Genomic DNA, 26,356 nt, shown 5'->3' with positions numbered 1-26,356 from the left:
AACCATTATTTTTTCAGGAATAAATATTATGTATATTCAATAATTAAATACTGGTTATTATTTGCAAGCGTTTTTGTTTTTGCGTTATGGTGACTAAAAGCAAAGTGAGAATATAATGATGTCAATCCTAGAATTACTAGAAATAAAACACCCTATTTTTCTTGCACCTATGGCAGGTGTATCAACGCCTGAACTGGCCGCTGAAGTTTCCAACCAAGGCGCGTTTGGTTCTTTGGGATTGGGGGCAAATACGCCAGAAACGGCAAAATCTGAGATTTTAAAAACACAGGCACTTACGGATAAACCGTTTCAGGTCAATTTCTTTTGTCACCAACCTGAACGACTTGACCAGCAAAAGGCCCAACAATGGATTGAATATATACGACCTCAATTTGCCAAGTTTGGTGCTGAGCCACCGTCCGAATTACGCTGTATTTATCCAAGTTTTTTAGACAATGATGATTTTTTAAATGTGGTTCTGGAAACAAGTCCCAAAGCTGTGAGTTTTCATTTTGGTATTCCCCATTCTCACCAGATTAAGGCACTCAAAGATGCAGGGATTGTCACCATGGTTTCTGCCACCAACCTGATTGAGGCACAGCAGATTGAGGCGGCAGGAATCGAAATTATTATTGCACAGGGTATTGAGGCTGGCGGACACCGTGGTATTTTTAACAAGCACTTTGATGCATCAATTCGAACCAGTCATTTGGTTCAGTTGATTAGCAGGCACTGCAAATGTCCAGTGGTGGCTGCTGGTGGAATCATGAATGGTGACCAGGCCAAATTGATGTTTAAGCAAGGTGCCTCCGCCGCGCAACTGGGAACAGCTTTTGTACAGTGCAGGAGCTCAAATGCCAATGCAGCTTATCGCAAGGCATTATTCAGCCAAAATATTACCCAGCTCAGTGCCAGTTTATCAGGTCGTCCAGCCCGTGGATTGCTAGGCACATGGCACACCCAGATTGATGCACCCAACCGTCCAGCATTACCTGAGTATCCATATACCTATGACTTAACCAAACAATTGATCAGTGTTGCCAGTCAGCACAATGATCCTAGTTATGGTGCATTCTGGGCTGGCATGAATGTGGGACAGATTCGGGAACTGGAAGCAGCCGACCTGATTAATCAATTGGTGTTGGAAATGAAGACCCATTAAAACGTTTCAATTAAAAAAACCCGTTCAATTGAACGGGTGTTCCACTTTATGCTTTAAATTTTACCAACCAAAACCAACGCCTACACCACCCGAACTTTCTTCCTTGGTAAATGCGCCATCAATGGTGAGTGAATTAGTCACATAGCACCTTGATAGTTAAAGCATTCAGCCACTTTCTGCATATAACTATAGACATCCGTTTGGTAAAATAATTTTTGAATTTCAATTTCCCCTTTTTGAGGATATTCCAATACATAAAATTAGCGAAACATCTATTTCCTTTGCCGCTATAAAATATAAGAAATTGTTATACTTTCTATCAACCTAAATTGATCTAACATTAGGTTCATCCTGAGTAGACGGGTTTATAAATAAAGCTTATAAAAAAAGTAAAGAGATTAAAATATCTACAGTAAATTCTCTATCACTAAAAATTAGAATTTAGAAAGGAAATAATTTTTATATTAAAGTTTCCCGTCAAAACAATAAAAGATAAATTAAAATTATAGAAATTATTTATATGAATTAAATTTAATACTTAATGTTCAATATATACAATAATTTCATATTGTAAGATTTCCCTGAATTCCCTAAGTTTATTCTTTTCCTGCAACATCATATAACTAATCTTATGAAATGGATTAACTGTTTCAACATATACCTTTCGCTTTCCTTGCCTCATTTTTTTATCATTTAGGTCAATTTCCTTACCATCCCAAAGATCTTCATAAAGCACCTGATCAGAACCAACAATTCTTTCCTGCCTTAAGTTAAAATGTGGCAACGAACATCCATCAGGTACAACAATCTTAAATTTTAGTTTACCTGCCTTAGGTAAATTCCAGTTTTTAAAATTTAAAGAACAACGATTTTGCTGCCCCAAATAAGGTTTATAGCAAACCATGATACGATCCATGATTCTCAACTGATCAGACATTGTATTTTCCCCTAAAATGCCAATATATTGATCTGCAATCCTGTAGAAATAATATAGAACTTCCATTCTTTACTTATTACTCCCCCAGTATTAAGTAATCCTTAAAAATAGCTTTTTAATTCAGCCATCTTTATAAAATCCTTTTAAATCTTAATTATTTATATCTTTCCCAACCATACAACAAAGAAAGAATAATTTAACGAATCCCAAATAACTTCGTCTATCACTGAAAACTGGTATTTTTACTAAATGGTAATTAATTTTGAACAAAGATTATATAGGTAATCACTGAAAATTTTATGGGAAATAAATGCGCTCAAAATGACAAATTTTGTCAAAATAAAACCTAAAATACCAAATTACAGTGATAGCCAAAACCCTGTATTCTGCCTATGCTAGAAACTGGGAATCACTTTTTAAGTCTTATTATGGTTCATGTATCTCAAACTGAGTTGATCTTGCCTGTACCTGTCTTTATTCTGGAAGATGATGCAATCATGCAACAGCGTTTAAAAAGAATACTGTTTGAAATTGGCTATGCAGAAGACGCCCTTATTTTTGCCCAGACCTTATCTCAGGCAATAGAGATGCTTAAACAGTACCCGATTTCCTTTTCACTGGTTGACCTCGGTTTACCCGATGGCAATGGTATTGATTTTATAGAAAACTTAAGACATACCGATGAGGTCTCACCTGTTTTGGTCATCTCGGCATGGAGTACACAGGAAACTATTTTAAAAGCCATACAGGCGGGCGCAACGGGTTATCTTTTAAAAGAACGGGATGATTTCGAAATCACCTTGTCGATTCGTAGCATATTACGTGGTGGAGCACCCATAGATCCGTTTATTGCCCAACAAATTCTGTCAAAAATTCCATTTGAGCAAAAAGTAAAAGATGTGACTACAGCAGAACAAAATAATTTACTCTCTACTCGGGAATTTGAAATCCTGCAACTGGTTGCTCAGGGAATGACCAATCGAGAAATCGCAGATTTTCTTCACTTATCAAAATATACCATCGAATGTCATATCAAACATATTTACCGAAAGCTTTCGGTCAGCAGCAGGTCAAAGGCTATCAATACAGCACGCTCAATGGGTATTTTATAAATTTTTTTATCAAATCTCTATGGTTGTGCGGGCTACTCTTGTCAGGGCAAAATGTTTTTGCTGGGCTTTCATTATCAGATCATTCCCAATGTATAGCAAGCATCCAATCGATACAGGTAGCAAAAGCAACTGGACAGGATGGGGTTCAGCGTCCAACGACAGGCTGGATTAAAATTAGGCGATTTCCTGATTTAATTGAATCACACTGGAAAGGTTATTCGGGAAATGTGTGGTATCAGGTGAAATGGAACTATCAATGTTCTCAGCTTAATCCATTACCAATAACTCTAGTAATCAGCAATATCAATATGGCGGGACAGCTTTATCTGAATGATGATTTAGTTTGGCAAGATCGCTCTCTGGTTGAACCTCTATCCCGTAGCTGGAACATGCCCCGCTACTGGAATATGCCTGCATCCAGTCTCAAACAGGGTGAAAATATTTTCTGGATTCGGGTCGTTGGTGTAATGACCCAAGGTTCTGGAGTCGGAAATGTCGTATTGGGAACAGCCGACCAGGTTATGCCTAAATTTCAGACCTTTTGGAATCAGCAACGTGTATTAATGTTCTTTAATCTCATTTTTTCTTTAGCACTCAGTACTATTGCACTTCTGATATGGATGTTCCATCGCAAAGACCAGTTATTCGGTTGGTTTGCATTAACCACAGGTGCGTGGAGTTTGGTGATGACCAATATGGTACTGTTAGATGCTCCATTTGGTTTAACCACCTTACAGATTGCCCGTATTAGTGTGGTTTGTTTTTTTGCGTATAGTATTTTTTCCTGTTTTTATGCATGGCGTTTGGCACAGCAAAAATTTCCACATTTAGAAAAAATATTATTATTGCTGTTGTTGATTGCAAGCAGTATGGCAATCGTGCTACCAGATCCAGCCCTATATAATTTTATCCCTACAACTTTTTTTCTTGGCGTACTGATTTTATTACTGAACTTTATCAGCTATCAATGGATCGCCTATCGTTCCAAATTATTGGAAGCCTATTTACTTGCTTTTGTATTTATATTTTTTATCATTGTAAGTATTCATGATGCTTTATTTTTACTTAATCAAGTCGATGGTTTTATTTGGATGCCTTATACTGCACCTTTAACTACATTATTGATTGCAATTATTTTAGCGTTACGTTTAGCCAAAAATTTAAGAGCAATTGAAAACTTTAACCAGACACTCAAACAAAATATTCTTGAAGCCCAAAATGAGTTGACACTTTCACTCAATACCCAACATCAGCTTGAACTGGACAATGCAAAACTACAGGAGCGTTTACAACTTTCCCATGATTTACATGACGGTTTGGGTGGTTCCCTCGTCCGATCAATGGTCACAGTCGATCAAAGTCAGGCCAATCTCAGCAATCAACAGTTTTTATCCATGCTCAAAATACTAAGGGACGATTTGCGGCAGGTGATTGACAGTGGTTCAAGTACAGGTGCCAAAGTGCCCGATACGCCAAGTTTATGGGGAGCGCCCTTAAGGCATCGTTTCACCCAACTGTTTGATGAGCTGGACATCACAACAAAATGGTCTTTTCCTGAATCATGGCAAAAACAGCCAACTCCGCTGGTGTGTTTAACATTGCTTCGGGTCGCAGAAGAAGCCCTGACCAATATCCTGAAACATAGTCAGGCAACATCGGTAAAATGCACCCTGTTTTTCTCCAATGGGCAACTGGTACTGGACATTGAAGATAATGGTATTGGCTTTGATGTAGAAGCGGTTCAGAATGCAGGAATGAGTGTTGGGCTAAGAAGTATGCAAACACGTCTGGAACGTCTGGGTGGACATCTTACGGTTCAATCCGAGGCTGGAAGAACCTGTTTAAAAGCCTGCTTACCTGTTTAATTGCAGAATGTTCCAGCACACCAAAATGGTATGCTGGAACAACACTATCCATTATTTAATTGCATCCAGCAAAGTCTGCTGTGCATTATGAGGTTCTTCACCAGCGGCAGGTTTGGCTCGTTCCCACACACCATCACCCTGTAACAACCATGCCTGTTGATTATCCTTGAGATAATTAAGTAAACCAAGTTGATAAATACGTTTTTTTGATGCTGGGTCTTCAATTGGGAAACATGCCTCAACACGATTAAACAGGTTGCGATCCATCCAGTCTGCACTTGAGCAATAAATACGTGGATTGCCATTATTGCTAAAATAATAAACACGGGTATGTTCAAGGAAACGCCCGACTATTGAACGGACACGAATATTCTCAGACAGATTTGGCAAACCTGGACGCAGGCAGCAAATTGAGCGAATAATTAAATCAATCTGTACGCCCGCCTGAGAAGCCTCATACAGTTTATTGATCAGTTGCACTTCGGTTAAGGCATTGACCTTGACAATAATTTGCGCAGATTTCCCTGCTTTGGCATTGGCAATTTCTTCATCAATATAATTGATCAATTGTGCATGCAAGGTAAAGGGCGCATGTAGAAGCTTTTTCGGCTTCGCCATTTTGCCCATTCCTGTCAATTCCTGAAAGATACGGTGTACGTCTTCGCAGATATCTTTATCCGTGGTCATCAAACCATAATCGGTATAAATACGCGCATTGGTGGCATGGTAGTTCCCTGTTCCCAAATGTACATAACGCACCAGCTTGTTGTTTTCACGGCGCACCACCAGAATCATTTTGGCATGGGTTTTATAACCGACAATGCCGTAAACCACGACAGCCCCTGCCTCTTGCAGCACATTGGCCACTTCAATATTTGATTCTTCATCAAAACGGGCACGCAACTCAATGACAGCTGTCACCTCTTTACCATTACGCGCTGCTTCTGCCAAAACCTGTACAATTTCCGAATCCGCACCACTACGGTACAGCGTTTGTTTAATTGCCAATACTTGTGGATCACGTGCAGCTTCACGAAGCAATTGAATCACAGGTGCAAAGGACTCAAATGGATGATGCAGCAAAATATCCTGTCTTTGCATGGCAGAAAAAATACTTTCAGTCTTTTTAAAGACTTTTGGAATCACAGGTGTATGCGAATCATAACGCAAGTGCGGGCGTTTAAAGTTGGAAAGCAACCGTGCCAGATTGACTGGGCCATCGACTCGGTACAGTTGTTCTTCATTCAGATCAAATTCATCCAACAAATATTCATAAATATGTTTTGGACAGTTGTGAGTCACTTCCAGACGAACCGCCCGACCAAAACGGCGTGAACTTAATTCACCTTTTAATGCCTTTGCCAAATCCTCTACATCTTCATTCAAGGCCAAGTCCGCATTACGGGTGACACGGAATTGATAACAGCCTGTTGCGGTCATACCAGGGAACAGGTCAGACACATGCTCATGGATGATTGCGGACAACATCACATGATGCTCTTTACCACCTGTCAATTCATCAGGTAAACGCACCACACGCGGTAAAGAACGTGGTGCAGGCACAACCGCCAAGTCAATCTGACGGCCAAAGGCATCCTTACCCTCTAGTGTCACGATAAAGTTCAGGCTTTTATTAACCAAACGTGGGAATGGATGTGCAGGATCAAGGCTGATTGGTGTTAAAACAGGTGCGACCTGTTCCTGAAAATACTTTTTAATCCATGCCGACTGTGCAGGAGTTAATTCACCACGGCGTAAGAAACAAATATCTTCCTCACGTAACTTCGGCAGGATTTGTTCATTCAGGATACGGTATTGACGTTCAATGGCAGCATGTGCAGTTTTAGAAATCTGATCAAGCACCTGTTTCGGTGTTAAACCATCTGGACTACGGCTTTCATTGCCCAGCGTCAATTGTTCCATCATTCCTGCAACACGAATTTCAAAAAACTCATCAAGGTTACGGGAAAAAATCAACAAGAAATTCATCCGCTCCAATAATGGATGAAGTGGATCAACTGCCTGTTCCAAAACGCGCAGATGGAAATCGAGAATCGAAAGTTCACGATTAATATAGCGGTCATTATAGCTGTATTCTATTGGGGTCGTTGGAGCCACTGCCGTATTCATACCAAACCTTGTTGATTTATCATTGATCAAGACATGGTTTAAGTATGCTGCAAAATTATTTCAATTTGGTAAAAAAGCCCAAAAATATTGGGCTTTTTTCACTTCATCACACTTTAAGATGGGCTTACTCTGGAATCTGGGTTGCATTCATATATTTCAGGATGCTTCTTTTACGGTACTGAAGTTTTCGGTCATCCCTATGATCCTGATAATATTTTGGGTTAGGTAATAATGCAGCAAGAAAAGCAGCCTGTTCACGGGTCAGGCTTTTTGAACTTTTACCATAATAAAACTGTGCTGCCGCCTCAACCCCATAGATATTTTGTCCAAACTCCACCGAGTTCATATACACTTCCAGAATACGGCGTTTTGACCACATTCGCTCCATCATCCATGTCGCGACCACTTCCTGCCCTTTTCGGATAAAGGAACGTTTATTGTAGAGAAACAGGTTCTTTGACAGTTGCTGTGAAATGGTGGAGCCACCCGCCACAATTTTGCCCTTTTCATTATTTCGTTCCAAAGCATCCTGAATACCCTCAATGTCAAAGCCATGATGATGGATAAACTTGGCATCCTCAGCCGCTAGAATCGCATGCTTAAAATTATCGCTAATATCATCATAATCACGCCATTGCTGCTTGATTGGCTTAAAGTCAGTCAGATAATCCCAACGCATAAACATGGTGGTTTCAACAGGATGGGTACGCCACCACACCAGACTGCTAAAAATCCAGAGCTGGATTAACAATACCAGACCAATAATCAACATGAGCGCGCGCGCTAAAAAGGCTTTCATTAAAGTGCATCACTCCTTGGGACATCTGTTCTGCAAAATATCAACAAATGCCGTAAATACCGTTGATATTTTGTAGGATATATTCATGCTAAGCTATTTTTACATCAATCACTTGCTTAAACCTATGACTGAAATGACACCACCACAGATCAATAATCAAAAATTACAGATACAGGCATGGTGGTTTACTGGGGTACTGATTGCAGTGAATGTCGGATTATTTGGCTGGCAAATTGTTTCAGGGGTGAATATTACCGACCCAGCGCCTGTGGATGCAATTGCCTGGGGTGCAGATTTTACCCCACTTACATTTCTTGGGCAGCCTGAACGTTTATTTACCAGCATGTTTTTTCATTTTGGTTTGATTCACCTGATGCTGAATATGTGGGCACTGTACATTTTTGGCAGCGTGGCAGAACAGTTGTTTGGTCGAATGTATTATATCGGAATGTATGTGCTGGCAGGCCTCATGGGGAGTGTGCTTTCCAGCTATCTCAGCATTCGTGATGGCTATGAATTATTACAACATTTTGATCGCCTTGCGGGACTACAATCGTCCCTCATTCCACATATCAGTGCAGGCGCGTCTGGAGCAGTGATGGGACTGGGTGCAGCACTCACTGTTATTTCACTGTTTCCACCTTTGCCCCAGCAACGTTTTTGGCTGGATAAAAAATCCTTATTGATGGTGATGGCAATTAACCTTGTGTTTGGTTTTACCGTGGCAGGGATTAATAATGCAGCACATATTGGCGGCATGATCATGGGTGCTTTACTGGCAGCTATATGGTTCTTGGGTGAAAAAATACAGAAACCCGCTTTGGTTCAAATGTTTGCCTTAGTGGTAGGTACTTTATTACTGGCTGCTTTTTATGGCTATTGCACTGAATTAAGTACAGGGCTTGATCCATTATGGAATGAGATTTTAAGGCAGAATCAGTTGAATTAATTGTGATTATTTATATAGATGGCAGGTTGCCATCTGCCCCTACAACATCTCCATGATGATATAACTATTGCATACTTACCCATAGATGTATAAAATTTTATACATGACTCAACCACAACCTGAAAAGCCCATTTACTGGATTGGATCATCTTTAGATGATTTAAAAGAATTTCCAGCCGACGTGAAAAAACATTTTGGTTTTGAACTTCACGCAATTCAGCATGGCACTGAACCTGCTCAATGGAAACCTATTCCCAATTGGGGCACAGGAGTCATTGAACTTAAATATAAAGATTCATCTGGCGCATATCGAGTTGTATACGTTGCAAAATTCAGACATGCAATTTACATACTCCATTCTTTTCAGAAAAAAACACAACAAACAGCCAAACCAGATGTTGAGATTATCAAAGCACGTTATAAAGAAATTGCGTTATTGGAGGAACAATATGAGCAAGATTGATACACAAATTCGCCATATCACTCAACCAACAGACAATATTTTTGCAGATTTAGGCTTAGAAGATGCTGGAAATTTAAAAAAAGAAGCAGATGCTTTAGCCAATGCAAAATTAGCTTTAACCAAAGTTGTTGCTGATTGGGTACAAGAAAATCATTTCAAGCAAGAAGAAGCTGCTGAAATATTAGGTATTAGTCGCCCTCGCTTATCCGATGCAATCAATGCAAAAATATCGAAATTTACATTAGATGCTTTAGTGACAATGGTTTCTAAAACAGGACACTCAATTACTATTAGCATCACAAATTAAGGGATTCTTGGAATCCCTCATTTTAAAGCCTTTCTTTCATCAAGACTGATTCATTTCCCTTAAACTTTGCAACGGTGGAATATCGCATAAATAACTGAGGCGATAACGACCAATCAACATACAAATCAGCATCATGCTTAACGGTAAAATCAGCCAGATCGCAGGATGCCACTGAATCGCCATTTGCATCTTATAACTGGCAATTGCACTGATCACCTCGGCAAACAAACAGGCCACCACTCCCGCCAATAAGCCAATAAAACCAATTTCCAGACTTAACATCTGTTTTAGCCTGTTTTTACCACTGCCAAAAGAGCGTAATAACGCTACTTCCTTACGACGTTCATCCATCAGCACATTGAGGCAGGCAATCAATACCAACACACCAGACAGTCCAACCAACAATGCTAATACGGTAATGATCTGTACCAATACATCCACCAGACGTTTGACTTCATCCAGAATCCGCCCGACATCAATAAATACGGTGTTAGAAAATTGCTGAATCAGTTGCACCATTTTGGGCTGATCTGCTGGCGGTACATAAAAACTGCCCAGATAGCTGCCTGCATTTTCATCCATGCTTTGCGGTGAAAAGATAAAGAAAAAGTTCGGGCTAAAACTTTCCCACTCCACTGAACGCAGGTTAATTACGGTTGCCTGTAAAGTTCCCTCGGGTAAGCTAAAATCAAGACGATCACCAACTTTAATGCCTAATTCATTTGCCAGTTTGGCTTCTACTGACACCTGCCCCACTTGGCTAAATTTCGGATTACCCTCGGTAATCACATTATCTTTCGGATATTCTGTAGCCTGCGTCAGATTCAGTTCCCGACGCAAGGAGTTATTTTGCTTGACCAGCTCAGGCGTAAAGGCCTGCCCATTTTTTGCAATTAAACGTCCCCGAATATTTGGATAAAGTGGTGTCGATTGCCAGTGATTTTGTTCAAGTTGCTGCTTCAACTGTGGCATATCAAAAGGTGGTAAACCATAAACAAACTGATTGGGCGTACCCTCAGGGAGTTGCTGTTGCCAGCGCTGTAATAGATCCGTTCTGAGCACACTGAGTACAGTAATCAGACTTAATCCCAAAGCCAGCGCAGTGACCTGTAAGGCCGTCTGATGCGGAATCCGCACATAAGCCGAAATTGGATGCTTCAATTGTTTAATGGCTTTTAACATCAACCAAATTACGGCATAAAGCACAGCACAAAGAATTAAAATTGCAGCCAAGACCAATAGGCTGAGTTGCAGATTATCGCTCAATACCAAGCTAAAAATGCTCAAACTCATCACGCCCACTGCAAACATGGCGAAATAGGATTTACGCGAACGTTCCTGTTGGCGGATGACCCGAATCGGTGGCGTATTTAACAATTCCCAGATACTAGGCAGGATAAAACCAATCAGCACCATCACACTGGTAAAAATCGCCACAGGCAAAGCCAGCAAGAGATCGGTTACAGCAAAACTCAGTTGCAATTGTGGAATCAGTTGCAGCATCAACTGCAATAAACTGTAGCCCAAACCAATCCCAATCAGGCTACCAAGTACAATGGAGATAACACTAACAATGCCAAGTAAAGCGACATAGGCAAATAAAATCTGACGCTTACTCGCCCCTAGACAACGCATCAAGGCAATATGATCCTGATTTTGCTGTACATAACGCTGGCTGGTCAATGCGATGGCAATGCCACACAGCAAAATGGTCAATAAATTGGCAAGTTGCAGGAATGTATCCAGATTTTCAATCGGTTTCATCAAGCGCGTATTGGATTGATTGGCATCCCTAAGCTTGAGTGAAGTTTGTTCATTATTCTCGAACTGCTGGTCTTGCTGCTGTTCAGAATGTAACTGATTTTTTTGCTGCTTAAAGATTTTCTTAAAGGCTTTGATCTGTTCAGGCTGACCTGCCATAAGCAGACGATATTCAATACGGCTACCGACCTGAACGGCATTGGTTTTGGCAATATCTGCCTGATGAATGATGACCGTCGGTGAAAAACCTGAAAATCCCAGCTCCTGATTGGAATCATGCTCAATCACGCCTGTTACGGTAAACTGCCCATCGGCAATCGCAACCCGATCCCCCAGTTGAGTATGCAATAAATCCATGGCACGGGGACTTAACCACACCTGACCTTGTTGAATAGATTGTGCTTTAGGCTGAATTTCCAGTTTGCCACGTAATGGAAAATGCTCATCCACTGCCTTGACATTGACCATCACAAACTGGTCTTGGGTATGCGCCATTGAGCCAAATACTGTCACAGGTGCCTGTTGTAAATTCAGCTTTTGTGCCTGTTGTACCCATTGAGTTTGTATAGGATCATTATCCGTCATCACCAGATCAGCACCCAGCATTTCCGCAGCCTGTAATGCCACCGCATTCTGGACCTGACTATTACTAAATTTTAATGCGGTAGTGGCACTAATCGCCAAAGACAGGGCAATAATCAGTAAATACAACCCACCTGTACGAAAACTTTGCAGTAATAATGGCTTGAGAATTGAATTCATATTCCCTCCCCAGCCTTGACGATTTCCTGAATCTGACCATCAAACAGTTTGACATGACGCTGACACAAGGCCGCCAGATTCTGGTCATGGGTGACCAGCACCAAAGTTGTACCTAATTCTCTATTTAGATCAAATAGCAGTTGCTCAACTTCTTCTGCCGTCTGTCCATCCAGATTGCCTGTCGGTTCGTCAGCAAAGATAATTTTAGGCTCGGCAATTAAAGCACGGGCAATTGCCACACGTTGCTGCTCACCACCTGACAAAACTTTCGGGGTTTGCTGTGCCTGACGAACCAGCCCAACTCGTTCCAGCCATGCCAGTGCTTTTTGCTCAGCCTGTCTAAAGTTAAAATCAGGTTGCAAACGCAACGGCAACATCACATTTTCCAGCGCACTCAGTTGTGGTAAAAGCTGGAATGCCTGAAACACAAAACCAATATTTTCCAGTCGTACCTGTGCGCGCTGCTCTTCCGTTAACGTGTGAACCGCTTGCCCACACACCACCAATTCTCCTGAACTTGGTCGATCCAGCGTTGCCAAAATACCCAGTAAAGTCGATTTCCCTGAACCTGAACGCCCTGTTATGGCAATCTGTTCACCCTGATAAATGTCCAAATCAATGTCTTTTAAAATGGTTAAACTTTGCTGGTGAATCTGAATATTTTGTGTAACTTTTCGGGCAGAAATAATTGGTTGTGGCATGATGTCACGTATCCTTTAGGACAAATTTTAAGTGCAATGCAAAAATCTAAGCTTATTTGGTCAGTCCCTAAAATACTTGGAATCATGACCCTTTGTGTGATACCAACACTGGTTTCAGCCAAGACCATTTTAATTTTGGGTGATAGCCTGAGCGCAGGTTATGGCATAGATGCCAAACAAGGTTGGGTAAATCTGTTACAGCAACGTTTAGACCAACAGTATCCGAAACAGCACAGGGTGGTCAATGCAAGTGTCAGTGGCGAAACCACCAGTGGTGCATTGGCGCGACTGCCTAAATTATTGCAAACCTATAAACCAGAAGTTGTTGTCATTGAACTGGGCGGCAATGATGGATTGCGTGGGCAACCACCACAGATGATTCAAAAAAATCTCGCCCAATTGGTACAACTGAGTCAAAAACAGAAAGCCACTGTTTTACTGTTTGGTATGAAAATACCACCGAATTATGGAACTGCGTATAGCAACGCTTTTGAAAATAATTATAAAATTGTAAGCCAACAGTATAAGGTGAAATTACTACCTTTCTTTTTAGATGGTGTAGCAGGCAACAAGACTTTGATTCAGAATGACCAGATCCATCCCAATGCCAAGGCACAACCGATCATGCTAAATCTGGCTTATCCTTATATCAAAGGCGCGTTATAAACCGTGCCTTTGACTCAATAAAAAATTTCAACTGATATTTTTCTTAAAATACACCACACGTTCAGTTTCCTGAAAACCCAGCGCGCGATGCATGGCATGACTGATCGTATTATCAATCGCAGCATCTGAAGCAAATTCTGTACATGCAAATTGCTTTGCCCATTGTTCTACCTGTTGCACCAAAGCGGTGGCTATACTTGAGCGTCGATATTCAGGCAAGACATAAATGCCTTCAAGAAAAGCTACAGGTGACGTTTGCGTGCCATTTACATATTCGTATCGAATAGAAGCTTCCAGCATGGCAATCGCTTGTTGCTGATCGGAATAAGCTAATAATTGTAGCGTATGTATTTGTCCAAGTAGCTGCTGCATTTCTACTAAATGCGCATCTTCAGATTCAGGCCAGAGTAAGATTCTTAATTGCAGCCAGTCAGCCAAAAGTGGCTCAGTTACCGTGATGATGTTCATATGTTTTCTGTTCTTTTATCGCCTTGGCATTTATTTTAATTCAATCAAAAATAAAGTTTAAGCTTGCAGCAAACTGAATAGGGCGAGTTAAAACTCGCCCTGATCCTTAGAAATCAAAAAAAGTGACTTCGCCTGTTTCCAATGAGTATTCAGCACCGACCACAATCAGCTTGCCTTTCTCAATCAACTGTTCTAGCACAGCAGAACCATGACGCAACTGATTCACTGATGCAAATACATTGGAACGAACCGCATGGGCAGACAGCTTTTTCAAATCACCTTTGAGTTCGGTTTGCATCAAAATCTCAACCGATGGACGAACCCGATTCACAATCGACATCAGGTTAGACGATGGCGGCTGCTCTGGATGCATCAAGGTATCAATGGTGGCCTGAATCGCACCACAATGGCTATGCCCCAGCACCACCACCACGGCACAGTCATATCGCTCTGCCGCAAACTCAACACTTCCTACCTGTGACGGCGCAACGATATTGCCTGCAACACGAATCACAAATAAGTCACCCAAGCCCTGATCAAACACCATTTCCGCAGGGACACGTGAATCTGAACATCCTAAAACAATTGCAAATGGGTTTTGACTTCCTGCCAATGCAGCACGTTCCTGGTGAGACAGGTGATTCTGTGAGGTTGCCTCACCTTTCACAAAACGAGCATTACCAACTTTTAAACGTTCCAGGGCTTCTTTAGCAGTGAGCATGCGTGCATCCATCTATGATTGACATGAGCCAACAGTTTAATGTGCGCCTGTTTGAAAGTCACTGACAAAAATAGAATCCATCTAAATACCAGCCTGTCTTTTAATCAGGAAAATAGCGAAAAACGAATGATTTCATTGGCAAGAATTTCCATACATCTGTAGATTATGCAAATGACTCCCCTAATATCTTCCCCAATAATCAATGGGTTTAAAAATAGATCAAGGATAGAACAAATCATGATGAAGCGTCTTTTTTCCATCTCCTTTCGCAAGACCTTAACCGCAGCTTTAATTTCATGCAGCTTGGCGACCATCGCAATCAGCTCAACACAGGCAGCCGAAATAGAAATGAGCTTCCAGAATGTGCTGCAACAGGAACGTGCATGGGCAGGTTTACAGACCAAAACCTTAAAAGTCGGCGATATCACCTGGTCATATAGTGAGGGTGGTCAAGCTGGAAAACCGATCGTGATTTTAATTCATGGCTTGGCGGGCAGCCGTGACAACTGGAACCGTGTGGCACGGGCCTTAACCGCCAACTACCATGTGATCATCCCAGACTTGCCAGCCAGCGGTGAAACACAGGTTCCTAAAGATTTTGACTATTCCGTTCCAAACGTCACTGAAAAGTTACGCCGTTTTGTTGAGGCAGCCAACCTAACCAGCCCAGCACATATTGCAGGTCACTCACTTGGTGGTTCAATTGCCATGCTCTATGCAGGGCAATATCCATTTGAAACCAAAAGCCTGTTTTTAATTGATGCTGCGGGCGTATATAAGGCTGCAACCACGCCATATTTAAAAGATCCAAACCAGATCAAGAACATGATTGTCAGCAAAAAAGGCGATTTTAATTATTTAATGCAACAAGCCATGTTTACCCCACCATTTATTCCAAAAGAGATTGCTCAGGCACAGGAAAAAATGATGATTGGTCAGGTTGAACAAACCCAGAAAATGGTAGATCAGTTAATTGCTCTCAATAAGTTATATACGCCAGATTCATTTGCTTTATTGGCAAGATCCATTGATGCACCAACACTGATTTTATGGGGCAAGCAGGATAAAATTATCAATGTTGAGGTTGCACCTGAGTTAAAATCACTGCTAAAAAATGCCCAGACACCTGTCATTCTGGATAATGTGGGCCATATGCCTATTCTGGAGGCAGACCAATTGGTGGTTCAGCAATATTTACCATTCCTGAGCAAGATTCAGTCACAAAAACCTGTAACTGCGCCAACTCCATAAACTTAAAGTTATAAAATCCTATGCCTAAACATCCAATGATAGAACAACTGATTGACGCACAACTTGATTTTCTGGATCAAGAGTTTACACAGGCCGAAACCATTCAACATGAGTTTAAACAGTTCTATCATTGGTTGCGCTTACAGCAACTCCAGCATATCTGGTCATTTGAACAAATCTTTAAACTGATTGAGAAACAAATCCTGAATACACCTGCCAGTTCATTTCTGATTGAACAAATTGCAGAACATATCCGCTTTGCCCTGATTCATCCACGCAATGATCAAACCAACATTGAAGATGTGATTCCTGTTTTAACCATTGACTCAATTGCGCAATATGTCGCAGGTAAAAGTGGCCATCGCCAGCGCCTGATTAAAACCATTGTCGATAATCCTGCCTTTTCTGCCCTGATTACCCAACTGATTCAACACTCCATTCAGGATTATCTGGACAATTCAGTGATGTCCAAACGTGTGCCAGGCGTTGGGCATTTCATGAAAATGGGCAAATCAGTTTTGGAAACGGTGACCGATTCCAACCTGAATGACACCATTGGTCATTACCTACAAAAAAATATATTGAAGATCAGCCAGATGAGTGAACGGGTGTTAAACCAGCACTTTAATGATGACAAGCTGTACCATTTCCAGGCCAACATTTGGCATAAAATTAAGGTTATGCCCTTATCAGTCTTACGCAACTATGTTGAGGTACAAGACCTACCCCAAACTGTGGGAATGGGACATGAAATCTGGGATCATATCCGTCAAACAGATTATTTAAAACAGCAGGTCCATGATGGCGTCTATGCGTGGTATGCGCGTAATCAGGAACGCACATTTGATTTATTACTCCGCGATCTGAATATTGATGAAACCCTGATTGAAAATGAATTGAGTGATTTACTGACACCTGTGTTACAGCAAGTGATTCAAACAGGTTATTTAAGACAACGTGCCCGCACCTATTTAGAAAAATTTTATTATTCAGAACAGGTTTCTGAAATTCTGATAAAACAAGGCGCATGATGTGCCTTGCTCAATAACAATTTATATTTAACTTGATTTTAATATAAAATCTTCGATGAAATATGGTACTCGGAAACGTCATCCGCAATTGTTTGAGGCAGGACTTTATTAATAGCGTGCCGTTTCTGCGATTTATTAAACTGGCTGACGATAGTCAACGAGTTTTGCGGATGACAATGGTTTTGCCTACTTTTCCCGAAAGAAAAGTAGGGCTAGCCGCAGGCTGATCCTGAAATTGGCTGAGAACTCGGCAAGACTCCATCAAGATAATTTTTTTCAATAAGTTAGAAAATATTTGAATCGAACTCAGGTCATATTTAAAAACTGTAAGTCACACCCAAGTTATAACGACGACCATCCAGAACATAACTATAAGTTTCTGTATCAATCTCTTTATCAAACAGGTTATAAACGCCTGCGGCAATCGCGATATTCTGGGTAGGCTTATAGTTTAACCCTACATCAACCAGGGTATAGGCTGGCTTGCCTTTCGCCATCGCGGTACGGCTTAAATAATCCGATGTCTTACTGCGATAGTTGACACGTCCCCAGCTAGAAAACTGGTCACTGATTTCCCAGTCTGCGGTGGTATTGAACATATGTTTTGGCATTTCATTTAAAGGCTTGCCTTTATTCACACCACTCTTTTGCTCTGTATCGGTAAAGGTATAGTTTGCACTCAGGTTCACATTTGGCAAGACTTTCCAGCCCAATGTTGCTTCCGCACCACGCATATTGGCTTTATCCACATTTTCCCGCAGGCTAACAAAGTCAAACTTTTCACCCAACCAATCACAACTCAGTGACCCAGAAGCACCCTGACAGGTTCTGATTTCAGTAATCTTGTCCTTAAATTCACTATTAAACAGGGTCAGTCCCGCATTCAGGTTATCGAGGTTATCCCAGTTGAATGACACTTCATAGTTTATGCTTTTTTCAGGTTTAAGCTCAGGATTACCCACAATCACACCCTTGCTCTGACCACCACCTGTTGCCTGTCCCCACTCTGCAACTGTTGCACGTAGTGCTGGTGTCTTATAACCTGTCGATACGCCACCCTTGATTACCCAGTGATCATTTAAGCCCCAAACGCCATAGACTTTAGGACTCCAGTGATCACCAAACTTCTCATCCTTGTCCAAACGAAGTGAACTGGTCAAGGTAAAGTCATCGACAATATTCCATGCATCTTCAGCAAACAATGCCCAGCTATAACGATCCAGACTTGAAATTGGTGTCGCACCACCAAGACTTAACTGGTTGCCTTTATCATCCAACTCTTCCTTTAAATACATGCCACCAAAACTCAGGCTGTGCTGATTCAGGTTAATCTTGTTCAATGTATTAAATGTGGTGTTGACCGCTTCCATATTGCGTGATGGATTGTCATTTTCTTCACGCTGGATATAGGAATGGGTTTCCACTGCACCAATCTGCCCACGATGAGTCAGGTTGTATTCAGTACGGTAATAATCCGTTAATGAATTGACGGGTGGATTTCTACCTGTTTGCACAGGTGAAATGGTTTTCCCCACAGTTGCATCACGGTTCTGGATCGAACGCTGATATTCCATCTCAACGGTATGGTCATCATTTGGTGTCAAACTTAATGCCGCTCCACCTGCACGAATTTTTTGCTTGTTATATCCGCCATAGATTTCATCTTCTTCACGCTGTGAAAATAATCCATTGGCCTTGAACGACAATAAGTTGGCGATCAGGGGCCCTGAAAGATAGACATTGGATTGATACATATTTCCTGATCTGGAATCTTCCTGCAATGTGGTATCCAGCTTGATTGATCCCTGCCATTCATTGCCTGTTTTCTTGGTAATGATGTTGATCACCCCACCCATTGCATCTGAACCATACAAGCCAGACATTGGGCCACGAATCACTTCAATACGCTCGATTGCGCCAATATTTGGCAACCAGCCCTGTTCAATCCCAGAATTGTCACTATTTGGGCGGACTGAACGTGTATTGATTTTTTTGCCATCGACCATAATCACGGTATAGGCACTGCCCATTCCACGGATACTGATGTCGCTTGAACTGCCACCACCTGTGACCACCACACCTGGAACATCCTTTAAGGCATCCGTTACATCACGGTAGGCCTTTTTATTGATTTCTTCCTGAGTCAATACTGAAATGGAAGCCGCAGCCTTTTTAATATCCTGTTCAAACCCGCTTGCCGTAACCACAATTTTTTCCAGCTGAACTGCCGCATGATTATTTGAAAGTTCACCTTTATTTTGTTGGCTTTCTGCCGCATGGGCATACGCCATCATGCCACTGAGAATTGAGAGGGTAAGTAATGATTGATGGGATATTTTATTGGACATAGTCACACCTGAATCAGATAAATCTTAATAATTTCTTAAAAATTCATGGGAATTCTAACAAAAAATAAATAAAACACAATAAAAATGATAATTATTATTATTTATAAATCCTCTTTTGATTTATTGTATCCTGTTATGAAACAAGAAGAAATATGGTTATTTTTTATCTAAAAATAAAAAAGCCCTTGATAGGGCTTTTAAAAACTACTGTATATTTCCAGCTTTATTACTTGAAATATGCGCCCTCAGCCTGAGTATGGTCGGTTTGGTCAACCACACGCTGCAACTCAGGAACATGCTGTCTCAAGGTGGTTTCCACACCCTGTTTTAAAGTCACATCAATCGCTGAACAACCCTGGCAACCGCCACCAAATTTCAACACAGCGGTTAAACCATGTTCAGGATCATTCTGTACCTCAACCAGGCTACAGTTACCGCCATGCCCTTCCAATCCAGGATTAATCTCAGATTGCAGCACATAGGTGATCCGTTCTTCAATTGACGCATCTGGCCCTACACGAGGTACTTTCGAGTTAGGCGCACGGAATGTTAATTGACCACCAAAACGGTCTTTGTTGTAGTCAATCACGGCATCAAGCAGATATGGTATAGATGGCGCATCGATATAAGCTGGAAAGTCAGGGTAATCCTGCTTATAGTCAGTTGGCACCACTTCTTCAGGTGCACTATAGGCCATACAACATTCGGCACGTGGTGTACCTGGATGTTCTACAAAAACTCGAACGCCAATTCCTGGAGTATTTTGCTTTGTTAATAAATCACTTAAATACTCTTGTGCAGAGGGAGTAATCAAAAGGTTTGGAATTTCTTCTGCGACAGCAGTGTTGGTGTTCTCAGTCGACATAACAATAATCCTCAAGCTGATGTCGTTATATTAACCGAAGATGGAGGGGATTTAAAAAAAATCAACCATTTTTGTAGGAATTATATGCAAGATGATTGTTTATTCACTTTTTAATGGCATTATTGCCTAGACACTGATCAATCTAAAATTTTTATGTTACATCTACCCTTTAGTCACACTGTGACACTCATCATTATTACCATTGCAATTTCCCTGTTGGCATTTTCCAATCAGGCCGTCATGAACCGCCTGATTTTCTGGCCACCCGCCATGCAGCGTGGACAATATGACCGTTTCATCACTCATGGTTTTATCCATGCCGATGGAGCACATTTACTGTTCAACATGATCACGCTGTTTTTCTTTGGCAATATTATTGAAAGCTTTTATCGCCAATTCTTTTTTGACATGGGCTTTGTGCTGTTTTATCTGGGTGGACTGGTCTTTGCTATTCTACCCAGCTACCTAAAGCACCGTCATGATGTGCACTGGGCAAGTTTAGGGGCCTCTGGCGCAGTTTCAGCGGTCTTGTTTGCCTATATTTTATTTCAGCCCTGGAACCTGATTTTTGTCTTTTTTATTCCTGTGCCTGCCATTATCTTTGCAGTTTTATATGTTGCTTACAGCATCTGGTCTGGTAAACGGGGTAATAGCAACATTAACCATAGCGCCCATCTCTGGGGAGCAGCCTATGGTGTGGTGGTCACCATTTTGCTGGAACCACGGGTGATTCCGCATTTTCTCAACCAGCTCACCAAATTACCATTTTAATAAATATTCAGGACTGGCCCCATATTTGGGGCTTTTATTCATCACATCTCATTTCGTCAGATAATTGCACAAAAAATCACAATTCCCTCAGAACCCGATTTTATTTAGCCAAAACCCATATAAAATATAGAAAATATACTTTATTCATTTTAATAGGGTTTTTAAATGAATCCAATCCAGCAGAGCACTGTTATGGGGATCTTAAACAAGGTTCAGTGTGCTGATGACTGGATTATTTTTCTGGAACAACTGAATCATCATTTTAATGTACAGGCTTCCCAAATTCTGGCAATTGACCTTGAAGTTGAGGCCCTATCCTTTAGTATTCATCACGGCGTAAATTTTGATTCCAACCAATTAGAACAAGCAGCCCTAAAACAAATTCGTCTGGAAATTGATGATGATCCACGTTTAAGAAAGTTATCGTCAGCACCATTAAATGGCTGGATGCATTGTACAGAACATTTTGAGGAGCATGAGATTACCCAGACACAGGTCTACCAGCAGGTGCTACAACCTTTAGATCTACGCTTCTGCTCGGCAATTCAGGTGATTTATGATCATAAAGTCTGCGTGATTCTCTCATTCCTCACCAGTTTTAGTCGTGGCCCCCTTGGCTGTGCCGAACTCCAGCCAGTTTATGAAATCTTGCCCCTGTTGCAGCAAAAGATGCAGCAATATCGCCATCATTTTGAATATTCCACTATGACCCTGCTGGGATCACAGCTGATTCAAAAGATGAAGCAGCCCATTGCAATCATTAACTTAAATGGCGATATTCTGGAGATGAATCCAGAGGCCAAACATTTACTGGCAAATAATCATCATATTCAAACCAGACAACGCCGTTTCACATTCAGCCATGAAGATAACCAAATGGTGTTTAACCATAAATTAATGGAACTCGAACGCAACTATAAAAACAGCCATGACCTCGCCTATTCGGAAAGAACCAAGATCATGATGCTGGACCACCATTTATTCCTGACCCTGGATTTACTTAGCCCAGAAAAAACCCATAAGATTTTTGGATTGCGCCCAGTTTTACTGGCAACTTTTTCAGGGCTCAAACACAAGCCAAAATATCAAAAGGAAATCTGTACCCAGCTTTTTATGTTTACCCCTGTTGAGCATAAAATTTGCGAACAGCTACTGGAGGGTAAAACCACCAAGGAAATTGCACTTTCATATGAGATTCAGGCAGATACTGTTAAGAAACATCTGCAATCCATTTTTAAGAAAACCAAGACCCACCGCCAGGGTGAACTGGTTCAGTTACTAATGCAATTTTCATAAAAGTATTTGATACATCAATCATTAAGCAATTTCAGCTGGAAATGCAATGACCTGATCAATCTTGACCTGATTCATTGCCACCATCAATAAACGGTCTATACCGAGCGCAATGCCTGAACATTCAGGCATATTGGGCAAGGCTGCCAGTAAATGCTGATCTATCGGAATCACAGGTAATCCCTGCTTGGCACGTTCTGTATTATCCGCTTCAAAACGGGAAGCCAGTACATCCGCATCCAGAAGTTCATCATAGGCATTGGCCAGTTCAAGCCCCTCGATATAAACCTCGAAACGCGCTGCGACCTGCTCTCCATCCTCATCCTGTTTAACTTTTGCCAACGATGCCATCTCAGGTGGAAAATCAGTCAAGAAAACGGGGGCATCAAAACCCAGACTCGGCTCAACAAAATGGGAAAACAACAGATCTATATAGCCTAAACGATCATCTCCCAAGTCAAGGTTAAGTCCAACCCGATGGGCTGTGTCTTTGAGTTGCTTCAGTGTTGCCTGCAAGGGATTAATATCCAGACGATCCTGAAAAGCATGTTTATAGCTGAGAATAATGGGACGAATTTCACCAAAACGATGCATCAGACAGATTTCCAGCAAGTCTGCGGTTTCATGCATCAACGCCTTTAAATCCAGTCCAGGTCGATACCATTCCAGCATGGTAAATTCACTGTTGTGTTTACGTCCATGCTCATCATCACGGAAAACTTTACAGATTTGGTAGATCGGCCCACTGCCACTGGCCAGCAAACGTTTCATGGGGAATTCTGGCGAGGTCTGCAAATATTGGATATTTAATTTTCCATGTATATGACGCTGCACCTGTACAGAAGCCAAATGAACATCGGTTACACCTGCCTGGGATAAAATAGGCGTTTCCACTTCCAGCACATTGCGCTCAGCAAAGAACTGGCGAATTTTCTGGTACATCTCCGCACGTGTTTTTAAGGCTTCAATGGAACAGGTGGGTTGATAGGTTTTCATCGCTTGACTCACGCCTTTGGCCCTCCATGTGCAGCCCATTCACGACGCAAAGGGTAGTTCTTACGGAGTAAATCAAAAGCTTTCTGCTCTACCTTAGCTGCCTGAACACAGGCACGAAGCTGCTGATCATCCTCAGTAATATTATAAATCTGGACCAGATGTTGCTTTAATGAGACTTTTAAATCCTGCTTTTCAAAATACTGTTCAACGGCTGGCAACTGACTTTCAAACCGTTTTGATGGTTGATAGCCAAATGTATGACAAAAGGCCTCATAAATCATCTGTGTGCCTCTCGCCTTACCCTCCAGACTATAACCCGCAATATGCGGCGTTGCCAAAGCCAATCTTTCTAAAAGCTCTTGAGGAATTTCAGGTTCAAACTCAAAAACATCCAGCACAACCTGACGTTTGGCCTTTTCAATATCTGCCATCAGTGCTGATTGTTGAATCACTGGACCACGTGCGCTATTTATCAAAATAGCGCACGGTTTCATTTCAGCCAATGCAGCTTCATCAAATAAATGCTGTGTTGGATAATCACCAGATGTGGTTAGAGGCACATGAATCGAGATCGCATCAGCCTGTTTTAACAGCTCCTGAAAGGATACATTTTTAATGCCAGCGAGTTGCACATAAGGATCATAACCAATCACATTCCAGCCCAATAATTGCGCCATCACTGCCAGCCGTTTTCCAACATTACCCAAGCCAACAATCGCTAAAGTAAACGCCTTATTTTTTTCCAATAAATCAATATTTAGATGCAGTAAGGCGGTAATGACATATTCAGCAACTGCCTGCGCATTGCAACCTGCCGCATTGCTCCATGCGATGTTCTGTTGTTCTAAAGCTGGAATATCGAGATGGTCTGTGCCAATGGTGGCACTGCCCACAAATTTAATTTGAGTTTGATCAATTAAATCATGGTTGACCTTGGTCACGGATCGAACCAAAAGTGCATCGGCATCCTGTACATCGGCATGGGTCAGTATACGCCCTGCCTTTTGCTGTATTTCTGCAAATTCCGCAAAGAAATAATCGGTAAACGCCAAATTTTCATCTGCGACAATTTTCATGCAGTGTTTTCCATAAGTTAACCAGTACTTATTATCCTTGGAGTACTGTTGATTGACAATTCATAAATGATTTCTTTATCTTTTGGTTCTGATGGTTGAATAAATACAAAAAAAGGTTGTTCTTCATGCTGAAAAGAACAACCCAAGAGGTGATAACCTAAGAGAAGAAAACCTGTATCTTGTACACATCCATCTCAGGTTTTCTTCATTATTATTCTTATCTCATCTATTACTTACCGCCAAAGACGTAAGCAACACCTACACGTCCACCAAACTCATTACCACTAGCGAAACCTAAGGCACCACTTGCAGAGATACGGTCAGTGAAAGCAGTTACCACACCGATAGAGCCAGCAGTTTCACCCTCATAGTGACCTACACCACCAAATACAGCAACTTGACCTGGTTGAATGCTAGGTACAGCTTGTTGTGCAGCCAACGCAATTGCGATACCACGGTATGCTGTTTTTTGTACATCATCAACACGGCTGTTTAACTGATCTACACGGGTGTTGGTATAAGCATTTGCCGCTGATAATGTTTCAGCCGCTTTAGTATCTGTGTAAGTATTTGCAGATGCTAGAGTAGATGTTGCTTTAGTGTCTGTATAACCTTTAGCAGAATTTAAAGTTGCTGTATCGGCTGCTGCGAAATCAGTACGAATTTGAGCATCTGCTGCTGTGAAGTCAGTACGGATTTTTGCATCTTCTGCTTTACGGGCTGTTTCTTCTGCACCAACTTTAGTGTCTGTATAACCTTTAGCAGAAGTTAAAGTCGCTGCATCTGCTGCTGCAAAGTCAGTACGAATCTGAGTATCAGCTGCTTCACGAGCAGTTTTTTCAGCTCCAACTTTAGTATCTGTATAAGTGTTAGCAGTAGCTAAAGTATCTGCTGCAACCGTATCAATACGACCATCTAAACGATTAACTTCTGTTGTTACACGACCATCAAGGGTTGTGATCGCTGTTTCATTCGCTGTTACACGAGCATCAACTGCATCAACACGTCCATCTAAACGACCAACTTCTGTTGTTACACGGTTATCAAGATTAGTAATCGCTGTTTCGTTAGCTGTCACACGAGTATCCAAACCTGCAATCGCAGTTGTGTGTGCATCTAATGTATCTTTAACATTTGTACCACCAACAATCAGTGTATCAGTTGTAATACCTGTTGCATTAACAATTGTTGATTTACCTGATACTACATCTGCAACAACAATACCATCAGCTGTTAAAGTAGTAGTATTATCTGCTGTTACAGTACCATCAGCAGCTGTTACTTTAGATTTAGCAGTTGTTCCATAGATATTATTACTATTTGAATCAGTTCCAATAATACCTGTTACAACAGACTGGTTATTTACATCTACTGGAGCGCCAGTACCAACGTTCACATTAATGTTTTCATTATTGTTCAAAGTACCATTTACAGTTACGGCATCTTGTTGAGTTTTAATTTCACCATATGTAACAGCTTTGTCAGTTACTTCTTTCACTGTTGCAGTTGTTGTATTCAATACTGATTGAGTTTGTGTTGTACCACCTGCTGTTGGTGCAACAGTTTTACCTAAAGCGCCAATAACAGTTGCATCTGTATATTCAGTTGCCACACCACTATTAATTGTATAATAAGTACTTACACCACCAGATTGAGTTTCATATATAGTAATTGGAGAACCATTTCCATCAATTGTGTCATAGCGTGCAGTCAAACGATTAGCACTTGGAGCAGTATTTGTTGTTACAGTTGAACTCATTGTACCAAGGTCAACCACAGATGTTTTTACGCTGCCTGCTGTCAACTTACCAGTTACATTTGCATCATTATTTACAGTGAATAAACCATTTACAGTTGCAGCATTTGTTACACTCAAGGAATCAAGTGTTGATGCACCAGCAATTAATGCCCCAGTTACAGTT

The 26,356-nt window shown here is 41.3% G+C and carries 23 protein-coding genes; 11 read left to right on the top strand and 12 right to left on the bottom strand.

The features are described from left to right. The first annotated feature begins 118 nt into the window (after positions 1-118). Complete coding sequence (locus N5J47_RS02905; protein WP_279959316.1) at positions 119-1,162, top strand: nitronate monooxygenase; 1,044 nt, start codon at positions 119-121, stop codon at positions 1,160-1,162. 538 nt (positions 1,163-1,700) lie between these two features. Here the strand turns inward: N5J47_RS02905 and N5J47_RS02900 are convergent. Further along, the gene (locus N5J47_RS02900; RefSeq protein WP_279959296.1) at positions 1,701-2,099 is read right to left on the bottom strand and encodes a hypothetical protein; all 399 of its coding nucleotides are present in this window, start codon (positions 2,097-2,099) and stop codon (positions 1,701-1,703) included. Between the two features lie 392 nt (positions 2,100-2,491). On the opposite strand from N5J47_RS02900, the gene N5J47_RS02895 reads away from it, so the two are divergent. Then, on the top strand, positions 2,492-3,211 hold the full coding sequence (locus N5J47_RS02895) for a response regulator transcription factor (protein ID WP_279959297.1): 720 nt from the start codon (positions 2,492-2,494) through the stop codon (positions 3,209-3,211). A 110-nt stretch (positions 3,212-3,321) separates the two neighbouring features. Next, on the top strand, positions 3,322-5,076 hold the full coding sequence (locus N5J47_RS02890) for an ATP-binding protein (protein WP_347815009.1): 1,755 nt from the start codon (positions 3,322-3,324) through the stop codon (positions 5,074-5,076). A 51-nt stretch (positions 5,077-5,127) separates the two neighbouring features. Here N5J47_RS02890 and ppk1 read toward each other — a convergent pair whose 3' ends face one another. Both ppk1 and mtgA read right to left on the bottom strand, forming a co-directional pair. Further along, entirely contained in the window at positions 5,128-7,206 is a 2,079-nt protein-coding gene (ppk1, locus tag N5J47_RS02885; RefSeq protein WP_279959299.1) for a polyphosphate kinase 1, read from the bottom strand. Between the two features lie 124 nt (positions 7,207-7,330). Further along, entirely contained in the window at positions 7,331-8,005 is a 675-nt protein-coding gene (gene mtgA, locus N5J47_RS02880; protein ID WP_267981027.1) for a monofunctional biosynthetic peptidoglycan transglycosylase, read from the bottom strand. 124 nt (positions 8,006-8,129) lie between these two features. Between mtgA and N5J47_RS02875 the strand changes: the two genes are divergently transcribed. The 3 genes from N5J47_RS02875 (at position 8,130) to N5J47_RS02865 (ending at position 9,724) form a co-directional block, all read left to right on the top strand. Beyond that, positions 8,130-8,954: a rhomboid family intramembrane serine protease gene (locus N5J47_RS02875; protein ID WP_279959317.1), complete on the top strand. Its 825-nt coding sequence runs from the start codon at positions 8,130-8,132 to the stop codon at positions 8,952-8,954. A gap of 85 nt (positions 8,955-9,039) precedes the next feature. Continuing rightward, on the top strand, positions 9,040-9,417 hold the full coding sequence (locus tag N5J47_RS02870) for a type II toxin-antitoxin system RelE/ParE family toxin (RefSeq protein WP_004681411.1): 378 nt from the start codon (positions 9,040-9,042) through the stop codon (positions 9,415-9,417). Next, a complete protein-coding gene (locus N5J47_RS02865; protein ID WP_279959300.1) occupies positions 9,404-9,724 on the top strand; it encodes a helix-turn-helix transcriptional regulator in 321 nt (106 codons plus the stop codon). Before N5J47_RS02870 ends, N5J47_RS02865 begins: the two co-directional genes overlap by 14 nt. A 39-nt stretch (positions 9,725-9,763) precedes the next feature. Here N5J47_RS02865 and N5J47_RS02860 read toward each other — a convergent pair whose 3' ends face one another. Together N5J47_RS02860 and N5J47_RS02855 are read right to left on the bottom strand one after the other, a co-directional pair. Continuing rightward, positions 9,764-12,247, bottom strand: coding sequence for an FtsX-like permease family protein (locus N5J47_RS02860; RefSeq protein WP_279959301.1), 2,484 nt, complete (start codon positions 12,245-12,247; stop codon positions 9,764-9,766). Then, positions 12,244-12,948 (bottom strand): ABC transporter ATP-binding protein, encoded by a 705-nt coding sequence (locus tag N5J47_RS02855; protein ID WP_279959302.1) that lies wholly within the window; start codon positions 12,946-12,948, stop codon positions 12,244-12,246. The genes N5J47_RS02860 and N5J47_RS02855 overlap by 4 nt, the downstream gene beginning before the upstream one ends. 36 nt (positions 12,949-12,984) lie before the next feature. Between N5J47_RS02855 and N5J47_RS02850 the strand changes: the two genes are divergently transcribed. Further along, a complete protein-coding gene (locus N5J47_RS02850; RefSeq protein ID WP_279959303.1) occupies positions 12,985-13,614 on the top strand; it encodes an arylesterase in 630 nt (209 codons plus the stop codon). A 27-nt stretch (positions 13,615-13,641) separates the two neighbouring features. Here N5J47_RS02850 and aac(6')-I read toward each other — a convergent pair whose 3' ends face one another. Both aac(6')-I and N5J47_RS02840 read right to left on the bottom strand, forming a co-directional pair. After that, positions 13,642-14,082, bottom strand: a complete 441-nt coding sequence (gene aac(6')-I, locus N5J47_RS02845) for an AAC(6')-Ighjkrstuvwx family aminoglycoside N-acetyltransferase (protein WP_267981031.1) — start codon at positions 14,080-14,082, stop codon at positions 13,642-13,644. 106 nt (positions 14,083-14,188) lie between these two features. Continuing rightward, on the bottom strand, positions 14,189-14,803 hold the full coding sequence (locus tag N5J47_RS02840) for a carbonic anhydrase (protein WP_004674784.1): 615 nt from the start codon (positions 14,801-14,803) through the stop codon (positions 14,189-14,191). A 237-nt stretch (positions 14,804-15,040) separates the two neighbouring features. Here N5J47_RS02840 and N5J47_RS02835 point away from each other — a divergent pair, with 237 nt between their 5' ends. Together N5J47_RS02835 and N5J47_RS02830 are read left to right on the top strand one after the other, a co-directional pair. After that, positions 15,041-16,054: an alpha/beta hydrolase gene (locus tag N5J47_RS02835; RefSeq protein WP_279959304.1), complete on the top strand. Its 1,014-nt coding sequence runs from the start codon at positions 15,041-15,043 to the stop codon at positions 16,052-16,054. 20 nt (positions 16,055-16,074) lie between these two features. Further along, positions 16,075-17,085, top strand: coding sequence for a hypothetical protein (locus tag N5J47_RS02830; protein WP_279959305.1), 1,011 nt, complete (start codon positions 16,075-16,077; stop codon positions 17,083-17,085). A gap of 317 nt (positions 17,086-17,402) precedes the next feature. On the opposite strand, the gene N5J47_RS02825 is transcribed toward N5J47_RS02830, so the two are convergent. Next, positions 17,403-19,433 carry a ligand-gated channel protein gene (locus N5J47_RS02825; protein WP_279959306.1) on the bottom strand — a complete coding sequence of 677 codons (2,031 nt, stop codon included), beginning with the start codon at positions 19,431-19,433 and terminating at the stop codon, positions 17,403-17,405. 226 nt (positions 19,434-19,659) lie between these two features. Continuing rightward, positions 19,660-20,298 carry a Fe-S biogenesis protein NfuA gene (nfuA, locus tag N5J47_RS02820; protein ID WP_267981035.1) on the bottom strand — a complete coding sequence of 213 codons (639 nt, stop codon included), beginning with the start codon at positions 20,296-20,298 and terminating at the stop codon, positions 19,660-19,662. 153 nt (positions 20,299-20,451) lie between these two features. Between nfuA and N5J47_RS02815 the strand changes: the two genes are divergently transcribed. Continuing rightward, a complete protein-coding gene (locus N5J47_RS02815) occupies positions 20,452-21,069 on the top strand; it encodes a rhomboid family intramembrane serine protease (protein WP_279959307.1) in 618 nt (205 codons plus the stop codon). A 165-nt stretch (positions 21,070-21,234) separates the two neighbouring features. Beyond that, on the top strand, positions 21,235-22,365 hold the full coding sequence (locus tag N5J47_RS02810; protein WP_279959308.1) for a helix-turn-helix transcriptional regulator: 1,131 nt from the start codon (positions 21,235-21,237) through the stop codon (positions 22,363-22,365). A 21-nt stretch (positions 22,366-22,386) separates the two neighbouring features. Here the strand turns inward: N5J47_RS02810 and epmA are convergent, their stop codons facing one another. From epmA to N5J47_RS02795, 3 genes are all read right to left on the bottom strand, one after another. Beyond that, entirely contained in the window at positions 22,387-23,358 is a 972-nt protein-coding gene (gene epmA / locus N5J47_RS02805; RefSeq protein WP_279959318.1) for an EF-P lysine aminoacylase EpmA, read from the bottom strand. An 8-nt stretch (positions 23,359-23,366) separates the two neighbouring features. After that, positions 23,367-24,434 (bottom strand): 4-phosphoerythronate dehydrogenase, encoded by a 1,068-nt coding sequence (locus N5J47_RS02800; RefSeq protein ID WP_279959309.1) that lies wholly within the window; start codon positions 24,432-24,434, stop codon positions 23,367-23,369. 229 nt (positions 24,435-24,663) lie between these two features. Then, entirely contained in the window at positions 24,664-26,193 is a 1,530-nt protein-coding gene (locus N5J47_RS02795; protein ID WP_279959319.1) for a YadA C-terminal domain-containing protein, read from the bottom strand. Positions 26,194-26,356 lie beyond the last annotated feature (163 nt).

This window comes from Acinetobacter sp. GD03645, from assembly GCF_029845285.1.
Classification (GTDB): domain Bacteria; phylum Pseudomonadota; class Gammaproteobacteria; order Pseudomonadales; family Moraxellaceae; genus Acinetobacter; species Acinetobacter corruptisaponis.
Note: the sequence above shows the minus strand (reverse complement) of the source record. Positions and strands in the feature narration are given on the sequence as shown.